Annotated in this window: 10 protein-coding genes and 1 pseudogene; 8 read left to right on the top strand and 3 right to left on the bottom strand. The window is 66.3% G+C overall.

The annotated features are described in order from the left end of the window. Positions 1 to 89: 89 nt before the first annotated feature. The gene (locus ACSHV8_RS24480) at positions 90 to 659 is read right to left on the bottom strand and encodes a TetR/AcrR family transcriptional regulator (RefSeq protein WP_436536096.1); all 570 of its coding nucleotides are present in this window, start codon (positions 657 to 659) and stop codon (positions 90 to 92) included. A 123-nt stretch (positions 660 to 782) separates the two neighbouring features. Between ACSHV8_RS24480 and ACSHV8_RS24475 the strand changes: the two genes are divergently transcribed. Beyond that, positions 783 to 1946, top strand: a complete 1164-nt coding sequence (locus tag ACSHV8_RS24475) for an epoxide hydrolase family protein (RefSeq protein WP_436536095.1) — start codon at positions 783 to 785, stop codon at positions 1944 to 1946. A gap of 31 nt (positions 1947 to 1977) precedes the next feature. On the opposite strand, the gene ACSHV8_RS24470 is transcribed toward ACSHV8_RS24475, so the two are convergent. Beyond that, positions 1978 to 3111 (bottom strand): hypothetical protein, encoded by a 1134-nt coding sequence (locus tag ACSHV8_RS24470; RefSeq protein WP_436536094.1) that lies wholly within the window; start codon positions 3109 to 3111, stop codon positions 1978 to 1980. Between the two features lie 191 nt (positions 3112 to 3302). On the opposite strand from ACSHV8_RS24470, the gene ACSHV8_RS24465 reads away from it, so the two are divergent. From ACSHV8_RS24465 to ACSHV8_RS24450, 4 genes and pseudogenes are all read left to right on the top strand, one after another. After that, positions 3303 to 3668, top strand: a complete 366-nt coding sequence (locus tag ACSHV8_RS24465; RefSeq protein ID WP_436536093.1) for a VOC family protein — start codon at positions 3303 to 3305, stop codon at positions 3666 to 3668. Positions 3669 to 3724: 56 nt separating this feature from the next. Then, a complete protein-coding gene (locus tag ACSHV8_RS24460; protein ID WP_436536092.1) occupies positions 3725 to 3919 on the top strand; it encodes a hypothetical protein in 195 nt (64 codons plus the stop codon). 227 nt (positions 3920 to 4146) lie between these two features. Further along, a pseudogene (locus ACSHV8_RS24455) lies at positions 4147 to 4287 on the top strand (IS5 family transposase); the annotation flags it as partial. A gap of 175 nt (positions 4288 to 4462) precedes the next feature. Beyond that, positions 4463 to 4987, top strand: coding sequence for a hypothetical protein (locus ACSHV8_RS24450; protein WP_436536091.1), 525 nt, complete (start codon positions 4463 to 4465; stop codon positions 4985 to 4987). Positions 4988 to 5414: 427 nt separating this feature from the next. On the opposite strand, the gene ACSHV8_RS24445 is transcribed toward ACSHV8_RS24450, so the two are convergent. Next, on the bottom strand, positions 5415 to 5828 hold the full coding sequence (locus ACSHV8_RS24445; protein WP_436536090.1) for a hypothetical protein: 414 nt from the start codon (positions 5826 to 5828) through the stop codon (positions 5415 to 5417). 560 nt (positions 5829 to 6388) lie between these two features. Between ACSHV8_RS24445 and ACSHV8_RS24440 the strand changes: the two genes are divergently transcribed. The 3 genes from ACSHV8_RS24440 to ACSHV8_RS24430 all read left to right on the top strand — a co-directional run bounded on the left by ACSHV8_RS24440 (position 6389) and on the right by ACSHV8_RS24430 (position 11395). Further along, the gene (locus ACSHV8_RS24440; protein ID WP_436536089.1) at positions 6389 to 8401 is read left to right on the top strand and encodes a carbamoyltransferase C-terminal domain-containing protein; all 2013 of its coding nucleotides are present in this window, start codon (positions 6389 to 6391) and stop codon (positions 8399 to 8401) included. Between the two features lie 184 nt (positions 8402 to 8585). Continuing rightward, complete coding sequence (locus ACSHV8_RS24435; protein WP_436536891.1) at positions 8586 to 9947, top strand: UDP-glucose dehydrogenase family protein; 1362 nt, start codon at positions 8586 to 8588, stop codon at positions 9945 to 9947. Between the two features lie 191 nt (positions 9948 to 10138). Further along, positions 10139 to 11395, top strand: coding sequence for a helix-turn-helix domain-containing protein (locus tag ACSHV8_RS24430; protein WP_436536088.1), 1257 nt, complete (start codon positions 10139 to 10141; stop codon positions 11393 to 11395). Positions 11396 to 11453: the final 58 nt, after the last annotated feature.

Below are 11453 nucleotides of genomic sequence, written 5' to 3'. Positions count from 1 at the left end.
GCCCACTGCCGAGTGGTGGCGAACTGGTGACCGTCACCTCCACGCGCCTGCAGGGGGACGGCTGCCGGGACTGGCTGCTGTGGACGCGGTCAGGGCCGGTTGTCGACGAGGGCGACGGCCCGGGTCTCGGGAACTCCCAGCATCAGCAGACTCGTGATCGTCGCCGCCCGGGCGCCGAGAGCCCCGTCCGGCCGGTCGTTGTCGGCGATGGCGAACAGGGCGCCGTAGACGACCTGGCTCAAGACCGTTGCCGGCAGGTGCCGGGCGAACACGCCGCTGTCCTGGCCCCGTTTCACCAGGTCGGCGAGGAGTTCATCGACCGGCCCGAGCAGGCCGTGGATGGTCTCGCCGTACTCGCCGCGACGTAGCGCCAGCAGCACCCGGTAGCGGTGGGCCACCGGCCAGAGGCGGGCGACGAATTGCACCCAGGCCGCGTCGGCGTCCGCGCTGCCGGCGTCGGCCTCGGTCAGGACGGCGGTCATCTCGGCGACGGCCCGCTGCATGAGCGTGCGAAGCAGGTCGAGCCGGGACGGGAAGTGGCCGTAGACCGTGCGGCGCACGACGCCGGCGGCGGTGGCGATGTCACCCATTCCCGCGTCGGGATCGTCGCCCAGCACGTCGAGGGCAACGTCGAGGATGCGATCGCGTGTCTCGTTCATCGAGCGCGTACGGGATGACTCGGCAGGCACGACACCATCGTTGCACATACGTGTGCAGTGACCTAGGCTGCACACAGGTGTGCAACGAAAGTTGTGCTCCGCCCATCAACCCAGGAGGGGTAAATGTCCGCACCGACGCAGCCGGCCCCGGCCGCCGTCCGACCGTTCACCGTCGCGATCCCCGACGCCGAGATCGACGACCTGAAACAGCGACTGGCCCGCACCCGCTGGCCGGACCCGGAGACGGTCGGCGACTGGTCACAAGGGGTCCGCGTGGAGAACGCCCGATCCCTGGTCGAGCACTGGGAGCACCGCTACGACTGGCGGCGCTTCGAATCCCGGCTCAACCAGTACCCGCAATTCCTGACCGAGATCGACGGGCTGGACATCCACTTCATCCACGTCCGATCCAAGAACCCCGGCGCGATGCCGCTGATCCTCACCCACGGCTGGCCGGGCTCCGTCGTCGAATTCTTGAAGCTGATCGGCCCGCTGACCGACCCGGTCGCGTACGGCGGCGACGCCGGCGACTCCTTCGACGTGGTCGTCCCGTCGCTGCCCGGCTTCGGGTTCTCCCAGAAGCCGGCGCAGACCGGGTGGACGGTGACGCGCATCGCGAACGCGTGGGCAGAGCTGATGAAACGCCTCGGCTACACGAAATGGGCCGCGCAGGGTGGCGACTGGGGTGCCGCCGTCACCACCGCCCTCGGCGCCATGCAACCGGAAGGCCTTCTCGGCATCCACCTGAACACCCAGTTCGCCTTTCCTGCTCAGACACCCGAGACCCTGTCGCCCGAGCAGCGGCACGCCGTGCAGACCCTGGCCGACTACACCGGCGTCCTCGGCGGATCGAACCACCTGCAGGGCACGAAGCCGCAGACCGCCGGATTCGCCCTGGCCGACTCACCCGCCGGGCAGGCGGCCTGGATCTACGAGAAATTCCAGTCCAAGACCGACAACCAGGGGCTGGCCGAGGACGCCCTGAGCATCGACGACATGCTCGACGCGATATCGCTGTACTGGTTCACCAACAGCGCGGCATCCTCGGCCCGCATCTACTGGGAGAACAGGTCGAGCACCTTCGCCGGGCCCAAGCTGACACTGCCGGTCGCGGTGACCGTCTTCCCCAAGGACATCCCGCGCCTGCCGCGAAGCTGGATCGAAGACACGTACAGCAACCTGATCCACTACGGCGAGGCCGGCCACGGCGGGCACTTCGCGGCCCTCGAACAACCCGAAATCCTGGTCAGCGAGATCCGCACCGGCCTGCGCCCCCTGCGCCCCTGACGCCACCAACGCCGTCACGGGCGGCAGCAGCCTACCCGTCAGTGACGGCCGCACCACTCTGATCGGGCCCGGCCAGCTCGAAGCTCACCAGGCCGGTCACCACCCCGTTGACCTGTAGTGCGACTGCGTGCTCCCCGGGGTAGTAGCGCCGGGTACTGATCGGCCGGAACGAGTGGCGGCGTTCGACCGTCACGGTCTCGCCGGCGGCCAGCGTACGTACGAGAAGTTTGAAGGTTTTAGGGGTTTGCCCGCCGTTGGCGCGGCGGTGGTGCACCACATAGTCGATCGCGAGCCGGACCGGTTCCGGGCCCGGGTTGGCGACGGTGGCGCTGAACCGCAGCTCGCCGCCGAACGCCACGATCCGCTGGTCGAGGACCGGACCGTCGGTCTCCACCGCCGCGGACGTGAACCCGAGCAGTCCGAGGGCGCCCGGGTCGCCGCGTTTCACCAGGGTCCGCAGCGCGTGCCGGACCAGCCGGCCGGTGTTGGCATCCGGTGCGGTCAGCCAGCGGCCGGCCACCTCGACGACGAGGGCGGGATGGTCGCGGCTCAGATCGTTGAGATGGTTGGCGACCGAGCGGCGCACGTACTCGCTGTCGTCGCGGTAGAGGGCGTCCAGGATGTCCACGGTCGCCCCCGGCCGGGCCAGGATCTGCGGCACGCGCACCGACCAGGGCAGGTACGGTCGCGTTCCCTCACTGGCGAGCCGGCGTACATCGGCATCCGGCGAGGCGGTCCAGCTCAGCATGATGCCCAGAGCGCGGTCGAGGTCGTGGCGCAGCAACGTGCGGACGGCGAACTCGGCGGTCAACCGGGGAGTCAAGTCGGCCAGCAGAGCCATCGCGTCGTCGAAGGCCGCGCCGGTGCCCTCGGCCACGGCCTTCTGCGCGACCGCCGCGGTCACCGGCCAGATCAGCCAGCCGCGGAAAGGCGTGGAACCCGCCGCCGCGGTCCGCACGATCCCGGCGAACCGGTTGTAGTCGCCCGGCAGATCGGCCAGCAGGGCATCGCGCAGCAGGTCGGCGCGCTCGCGCAGGCTGAGTCCGGCCAGCCGGTCCGGTGCGGCGGGCAGAGCCGCGAGGTCATCGCCCGGGGCGGCGTCCGCGACGGCGGTGGCGAGCATCCGTGCGGTGGCCGCGCCGATGAGATCGTCGGCGAAAGGCATGATTATCCGACCTCGCTGTTCCGCACGCGCATCACCGCGCACCTGCCGTCCCCGCCGAGGGTGACCACCCGCGGGTCGGCGCGGTTACCCAGTTCCCGGTGCACGCCGATTCCTTTGATCGCGAACGCGTTGCCGTTGATGGTAGGCAGCTCTCGTACGGCCGTTTGCGGGGGTCAAGAAATGGTGACCGGATGGCTGTCGCTCGCTTGGCTTCCGTAGTCCTCGACTGCCGGGACCCGGCCGAGCTGGCGCAGTTCTGGGCTGAGCTTGTCGGCGGCGAGATGGCCGTGACCGGCGACGATTTCGTTGCGGTACGGACGAACCGAGGCTGGATCGCGGCCATGCGGGTGGCGGACCATCGACTGCCTACCTGGGGAGATGCTGCCGTGCCCAAGCAGATGCACATCGACCTGTCGGTTGATGACCTTGACGAAGCCGAAGCTGAGGCGGTTCGCCTCGGGGCACGGTTACTCGCCGACCAGCCCGCTGCGGATCGATATCGGATCTTCCTGGATCCGGCGGGGCACCCCCTTCTGCCTGTCGATCCAGATTCCTGACTGAGTGGCTATGACGGTTGTATTTGGTTCTGGTGCAACCGTCATAGGCACAGCTTATGCAGATCACTACCGACGCCGGCCGAGACGTGCGTGACTTCTATGCCCGGCACCCGGTTCCCGCCCGGGCTGTTCAGCCCGGCAACCCGGCGGGGCCGCGGGATCTGCTCGTGCTCAGCATCGACGCCACCGGCATCAACATGATCGATTCCGGGTTGCGGGACAGCCCACAGGTCCGTGACGACGGGCCGTAACGCCGTCGGCCCAACTGTCCTGCCGTGAACGCACCGGCCGGACCCGCATGGCCGGAGTGAAAGGTCTCAAGGGATGCCCGAACACCTTCGTGCCGGGCACCCTCGTCCTGCTGGCAGATGGAACGCATAAAGCTATCGAAGACCGGAGAGGGCGTCTGATCCTCTAAGGGGATAGTTCACGTTTGCGCACGTCATCGGTCGTGATCGTTCGTTGGTCAGGCATGGGGATGGAGCGACCTCCATATCGAACGGACCTGTCGGATGCCCGGTGGGCGTTGATCGAGCCCGTGCTGGTGCAGTGGCGTGAGGCCCGGCAGGGTCTAGGGATCAAGCCGCCGGTGCACGATCTGCGGGAGATCGTCAACGCGAATAGGGCTCCTGGCGCTGATTAACTCGTATTTCGCTACTCAACGGACATGTAAGGATAAGGTGCCCTTTAAGAAGATCAGGCGCCCTCTTAACGCAGGGCCGAGGTTAGTGCGCAAGGGAGCGACCCAGACCCACTCATGCTTGACGTTACCATCTTGAATCGTAGGTGAGGGCGTGGCAAATTTCAGTCAGCAGGTGCTAGGTATTATTGGTACCCGGTCCTCCTTTGGTGCAAGGGGCTGGGAAACGGCAGAGTCGGCGGTCGGCATTAGTTTCCCTTCCGACTACAAGCAGCTCATCGACAGTATCGGCCCTGTTCTGGTCGACGATTGGCTCTGCCTTTACGGCCCAGGGGAAGCTGGCTCGCCGGGCAGCATCGTCGACGTCATCTGGGAGAGGGACGGCGCTTGGGACACTTTGCGCCAAGCGGGCATAGATTTAGATGATTCGTACTTCTTACCGGGAATAAGATTGATTGCCTTCGCCGCAGTCGAGGCGACTTACTTTTACTGGGAAGCGATTCTTGATGCCGACCCCGACAGCTGGGGAGTCGTCATCGTCGATGATGATGTCGAAAATTGGTATCGGTTCGACATCTCTGCTACCGAGTGCATATATGGCGTGCTTGAAGGAAGTATTCTCCTCGACCCTTTCGATGATCTTTTCGGCCGTGGGGAGCACCGTGCGGTGTCGCTATAACGTGAGCTAGTGCCTCGTCATGCGGCCTTGAACGAGTAATCCAGGCTAGTGTCCTGAGTCATTAAATCGATGTCGGTGGCTACGGATTAGAGGGTTGGGGGTTCGAGTCACTTCGGGTGCACAAACGATCAAGGCCGTGACCTGTGGAAACAAGGGTCATGGCCTTTTCTTGCCCATTTCCGGCGCCGAAATCCCACCTGGTGGAGGCGTGGTGATCGCAACGGGAGCGGAAGGATCCCAAGATGGCGAGCCGTACGAGTGCACGTCCAGCCTGCTGGCCTGCTGCCCCTCAGTGCCGCCGCCTCGGTAGTACCGGTGTCCGTCCGTGCATGCGTCACCGGGCACAGCCGAGAAATCCGTGAAAGGCATGACCTGTCTACTGATCTGCGATGAGCGCTCGTCTCACTGCAGATCTGGCGAACTGGCGCTACTCGGTGGGGTCGGGCGAGCGGTCTTCGTTGTGGGGTACGACCACGATTTGGTGTTCGTCTTCGTAGATGATGCGGCCTGGGTCGGTCGACTGGATGCGTTCGTATCCGATGCCGTGGTCGGCGAGGATTTTAAGATAGCCGTTGACTCGTTCGATCATCTCCGATGCCGATGACTTGAACCAGGCGGCAGCCTTCGGGTGGATAGCCCGGTCGTAGACGGTGGGATCGACGGTGTTCGGGTTGGTGAAGTTGGCCTCGTACCAGGCGTTGTTGATTTTTCTGAAATGTTCCTGTTCGGCCGTCAACCTCCCGTCGTGCGCCAGCCCGTTCACCAGGCCGAAAACTCCGGGGAACGTTCCGCGACGGTTGGGTGAGGTGCTCTGGAAGCGCAGATAGACGACTTCGTTCACGATCGTCGAGCGTACGCACGTGGTCAATGTCGAACCGGTGACGCGCCGTTCCGCGGAGGAAGCCACCGTCGGTGCCCACGGCATGGGCACTGACGGCTCGACGCCATGAACGATCGGAACTACCTGATCTGCCGCTGGTTGCGCGCCGTGGGCATCTTCGTGCCGCTCGGGATGCCTCCGGTTTTGACGCGGTCCTCGCGCAGGACCCATCGTGCCTCGATTACCGTCAGCGCGCTGGCCCGGGTCGGGGTGTGGGATACGTCGATAGGACGTTCTCCTGGTCGCTCAGGTCCTGGGCACGGCGTGCCCATGCCCGGCGCGTTTTCGCTGTCGTGCGATGCGCCCGCACCGTCGGGGCGCGCAGCGGTGCGCGAGCACCGTCAGATCCGAATGGGCAACGCGACCCGTTTCGCCGGACGAACTATGGCTGGTTGCAACGGGTTAAACGCATCGGCGTCCGGAGCCAGTACGCGCCAGAAGTGATCAAGAGTTGACTGACTGTATTCCCGTGCCGGCCGGCTGGGGTCTTCCTGTCCCAACGACTGCAGAGGACGTGCGTGATGCGTGACGGTCACTATCTGTCGACGTACTTCAGCCCGCCCGGGGTGGCGGGCGCGCTCGGTATGTGGCTGCGCCACGACAACAACATGACCTTGTTCCGGCTCGCTGATGGGCGGGTCACGGTGCAACGGCACTGGGAGTTGGAGCGGATCACCGGGATGAAGCATCACGGCATTTCGGCCTTAACCCTCGACGACCTGCGCGATCTGGTGGACGGTCTGCTGCGTGCCGAGGGCTTCACTCTGGCCGGGATGAACGAGGTCTGGGGCACTCCTGGGCTGGCAACCGTCCCACAGGAGGACTACGCCTTTACCGAGCAGGATCTCCCGGTCCACACCATCGCTCACTTGTACTCGGCGATGCTCATGAACACCCACCTGCTGAGGGAGGGACAAATTCTCGGCCTGGCCGTCGACGGTGCCCCCGACTGGGTGTTGGAGCAGCACGTCGCCCAGCACTGGTACGCCGGTGGGGTGGGTCGAGGCGGCAAAATCAGCGTGGAGTCGATCGAGTCGCCCGCCAACCTGTATTTCGAGGCGGCACTGCGTACTGGGATGCAGGAAGGCACCCTGATGGCGCTGGCCACCGCGACCGAGACTGCTATCGACCTCGATCCCCGAACCCTGCTGGCCGGTCACCGGTTCGACACGCGCAACGTGCGAGCGGCGACAGCCGCGGTGCTTGATGCCGCGACCGCTGCGGTGCAGCGGGCGGCCACGGCCGGGGAACTGCACCTCGACCCTCGGTTCGTTCCCCGTGAGGCGATCATCTCGGCCGTGATGAAGCTGATCAACGGCGTGTGCACGCTCGTCATGGAACGCACCGTGGAGCGGATGCTCGACGATCATGACCTGGATCCCACGCAGACGCACCTGGCGCTGGCGGGCGGCTTCGCGCTCAACTGCCCCACCAACACCCACCTGCTCGACAAGTACGGCTTCAAGGGGTTGCTCGCCCCGCCGTGCGTGAACGACTCCGGGCAGGCGCTCGGGCTCGGCCTGGCCGCCTTCCACCATCGACTGCCCGGCTTCACGTTCCGCTTCCCCGGCGCCTATCTCGGCCGGGTCGACCGCGACACCGATGAAGCGCTGCGCGAGTTCGCCGACCACATCACCAACGTGGGGAAGTTTGACCCGGCCCGGGTGGTCGACGATCTTCAGGCCGGTCCGATTGTCTGGTTCGAGGGCGCCGCCGAGATCGGCCCGCGGGCCCTGGGGCACCGGTCGTTGCTGGCCGACCCCACCCGGGCCGAGTCCAAAGACCGTCTGAACAGGCTCAAACGGCGCCAGTGGTGGCGTCCGGTTGCGCCGATCATTTTGGCCGAACAGGTCCAGCATTGGTTCGAGCAGACCCGGCCCAGCCCGTACATGCTGCTGACCGCCCGGATCCTGCGGATGCGCCGGCCGCTGATCCCGGCGGTCGCGCACCTCGACATGTCTGCTCGCCTGCAGACGATCACCGCAGCCGACGCACCGCGGTTGTACCAGGTGCTCAACCTGTTCGCTGCCCGTACCGGTGTGCCGGTGCTGGGCAACACCTCGCTCAACGACGCCGGCGAACCGATCATTGACACCGCCCGCGAAGCCCTGCACTTCGCGCTGACCCGTGGCGTCGAGGTGGTGTATCTCGATGGGCGCCGGGTCCAGTTGCACGGCCACGACCGGTATCCGCACACCCGGCCCGGGCCCCGCGCGCACCATCCGTTCTCGACTGCGGTGCGTGACCCGGAACGGGTCGCGGCGGTCATGGCAGTCGGCAATCCGTACCGGTTGCCCGCGCACCTGTTGGCTGCATGGCTGCGTGACCCTGACCTGCGCTGCCAGTTCGACATCACCACCGCAGACGGCGCCGAGGCGGTCCGGCGCCACCTGGAGCAGGCATTCGCGGACAGCGGCACGCACGAGGCCGATGCCATCGCCCGCGCCACACCGGCCCGTTGGCTCGCCGACGACGGCGAGGCGGTCGATCGGTGGATGGAGCGCTGGCAGCCGCATTACCACCAGATCGGCTAAAGACGGCAATGCCCGCGCGGTGATCGGCTTGCGGGCTGTTACGGTCACGGACTTGCGGCACCGCATCCATCCGACCGTGACGGCCCGCGAGCCTAGTCACGTGAGACCTGGAGCCACGTTGACCACAGCAACGAGCACCGCGCCCCTGTCGTACAGCCCTCCGTCGGGTGGCGTCCGCCCGAGACTGACGTTCCTGGGCTGCGGCTACCTCGGCGCCACCTACGCGATCTGCTTCGCCGAGCTCGGCTACGAAGTCCTCGGCGTCGACGTCGACGAACGCAAGATCCAAGCGCTCGCCGCCGGGCAGGTCCCGTTCGTCGAACCCGGGTTGAGCGAACTGCTCAACCGCAACCTCGCCGCCGGCCGGCTGGCGTTCACCACCGACTATCAGCAGGCCGCCGACCACGGTGACGTGCACTTCATCTGCGTCGGCACCCCGCAGCGCGCCGACGAAAGCGCCTCGGCCGACCTGACCTATGTCGAAGCGGCGGTCACCAGCCTGGTGCCGCACCTGACCCGCGATGCGCTGCTGGTCGGCAAGTCCACCGTGCCGGTGAATACCACCGAATGGGTCGCCCAGCTGGCCGCAAAGCACGCCCCCAGCGGAGTACAGGTCGAGGTCGCCTGGTCACCGGAGTTCCTCCAGGAGGGCCACGCTCTCGAAGACGTCCTGCGGCCAAACCGGCTGGTCTTCGGCGTATCTTCCCCAGCCGCGGAGGCAGCCCTGCGGGCGGCGCACCGTGGCGTGTTCGAGCTGGCCCTGCAGGACGACCGGCAGGTTCCTGTGGTGGTCACCGACCCGGCCACCGCCGAACTTGTCAAGGTTGCCGCCAACGCCTTCCTCGCCACCAAGATCTCTTTCATCAACGCGGTCAGCGCCGTCTGCGACGCCGCCGGCGCCGATGTCACCGACCTGGCCAAGGCTATCGGCCTCGACGCTCGTATTGGGACAGCGTTCCTGCGTGCCGGCGTGGGCTTCGGCGGTGGCTGCCTGCCTAAGGACATTCGCGCCTTCCAGGCCCGCGCCGCGGAACTCGGCGTCGGCCACGAACTGCGATTCCTTCACGAGATCGACGGCATCAACCAGCGGCGCCGGCTACATGTCGTCCAGCTCGCTGCCGGGCTGCTCGACCGCACCTCCAGCCGTCCCACCGGAGCGGACCTGACTGGATGCACCGTCGCGGTGCTCGGCGCGGCGTTCAAACCGCACACCGATGACGTGCGTGACTCCCCGGCGCTGGCGGTGGCCGGGATGCTGCACCAGCACGGCGCCAATGTCGTGGTCTACGACCCCGCCGGCATGGACAACGCCCGCCGCGTCAGCCCGCACCTGCAGTACGCGCCGAGTTTCGAGGACGCGGTTTCCGACGCCGACCTAGTGTGCGTGCTGACCGCATGGGACGAGTTCCGGCATGCTGACCCGGCCGCGATCGCGCAGCTCGTCGCCGCGCCTCGGGTGATTGACGGCATGAACTGCCTCGACGCCGATCTATGGCGCGCGGCCGGCTGGACCTATCGCGGCATTGGTCGCCAGCAACACAGCTGATCCACCGCCGAGCGGCAGGGTCAGAAATCCGGATGGGCCCTGCCGTTCGGGGCCAGCTGAATCACCCCGTCGACGGGCTTCTCCGGAGGCCGCATCACCGATCAAGTCTGCGTGAGTGCGTCAGCACTCGATGCAAGCATCGGCCGCTCGCCGGTACCGTCGTCGTAGCGGCCTGGGCCAGCGGGGTCGGCGTGGTCGCGCAGCGCGAGGAGGCGGCGGTGCTTGAGGAGCGGGAATCGATCGGCGAGCGGGTCCGACGAGCGCGGCTGCGGCTGGGCATGGCTCAAGCCGATCTCGCAGCGGAGATGGGTCGCACTCAGGGGTGGGTCTCGAAAGTCGAGAATGGAACCATCGAGCTCGACCGGGCTGCGCTCATCAACCGACTTGCAGCGGCGTTGCATTGCCACCCGAACGACCTGGTGGAACGACCGTACGTTGCTGGTAAAGCCTCAGAGAATCAGTGGCAGGTGTCGGCAGCCTCCATCCTGCGTGAGCTGCGCCGTTACGACCTGAGCCCGGTCTTCGATGGCCAGCCCCGGCCTGCCGAGCAGCTATGGCTCGACACCGAACGGCTGCATCGGCTTCGGGACGCGGCTGCCAACGTCGCCATCTTGAAGGTGCTTCCGGACATGCTGCGCGAGTCGCGAGCCCTTGCGGAGGTCTCTTCCGGACGGGAACGCGAAGAGGCTTTCGCGATTTACGGGATTGAGTGCAAATTTGCACATACAGCTGCTCACACCTTGGGCCATCCGGAATTGATCGCTATGGCCTGCGAGAGAGCTGCGTGGTCAGCACGTTTGTCGGGTGATCCCGTCATGGAGGCGGTCGCGGACTGGATGCGGGTGTGGGACATGTGGGCGACCGCCGATTGGGACGACTCCATTGCGCTGTCTGACAAGGCCCTGCGCTCGATCGAGGATCAGTACAACGCCGATGATCCGCTTGCGATCCGCGCATGGGGAACGATTCACCTGCGGGCTGGAGTCGCGGCAGCACGTGCCGGGCGGGCAGCCGAGGCAGAGGAGCGGATCGGGCACGCCAAGACTGCGGCAGAGCGGATGGACATCGAGGATGAGCCGCCGTTCGACCGGCACTCTCTGACGTTCTCCGGTGGCAACGTTGAGGTACATGCGGTTGCGGTGCAGCTGGAGATGGGTGATCACGCAAAGGCCTTGGTCCTCAACGAGCGTGCCGACCCGGCCAGGGTCGCGGCCCTGCCGAGCTCGCGTCGTGGTCACCACCATATGGACCTCGCCCGTGCGTGGCTGTGGGACGGCAACCGTGACAAGGCGCTCGTGGAGCTGGAGAAAGCCGAGAAGATCGCGCCGCAGTTGGTACGGAACCACCCGATCGGGCGAGCGACTCTGCGCAAGATTGTTTACGCGGAACGGACGGCTACGCGGGAGAAGTTGCGGCGCATGTCTGACCGCTTCCACCTCGACGGATAGCCGCGTATTCCTCTAATTCATATTCGCCAACGGTAGGCCCCATACCGTCGGCGTCATG

Origin of the sequence: Actinoplanes sp. HUAS TT8 (assembly GCF_051380535.1) — a bacterium.
Taxonomy (GTDB): domain Bacteria; phylum Actinomycetota; class Actinomycetes; order Mycobacteriales; family Micromonosporaceae; genus Actinoplanes.
The sequence above is the reverse complement of the archived record's forward strand: the minus strand, read 5'-3'. Positions and strand labels throughout refer to the sequence as shown.

Bases quoted from the DNA above. Each gene is read 5' to 3' on its own strand.
- ACSHV8_RS24475 (WP_436536095.1), top strand. From the start codon at position 783: ATGTCCGCACCGACGCAGCCGGCCCCGGCCGCCGTCCGACCGTTCACC.
- ACSHV8_RS24440 (WP_436536089.1), top strand. From the start codon at position 6,389: ATGCGTGACGGTCACTATCTGTCGACGTACTTCAGCCCGCCCGGGGTG.
- ACSHV8_RS24480 (WP_436536096.1), bottom strand. From the start codon at position 659: ATGAACGAGACACGCGATCGCATCCTCGACGTTGCCCTCGACGTGCTG.
- ACSHV8_RS24465 (WP_436536093.1), top strand. From the start codon at position 3,303: ATGGCTGTCGCTCGCTTGGCTTCCGTAGTCCTCGACTGCCGGGACCCG.
- ACSHV8_RS24470 (WP_436536094.1), bottom strand. From the start codon at position 3,111: ATGCCTTTCGCCGACGATCTCATCGGCGCGGCCACCGCACGGATGCTC.
- ACSHV8_RS24460 (WP_436536092.1), top strand. From the start codon at position 3,725: ATGCAGATCACTACCGACGCCGGCCGAGACGTGCGTGACTTCTATGCC.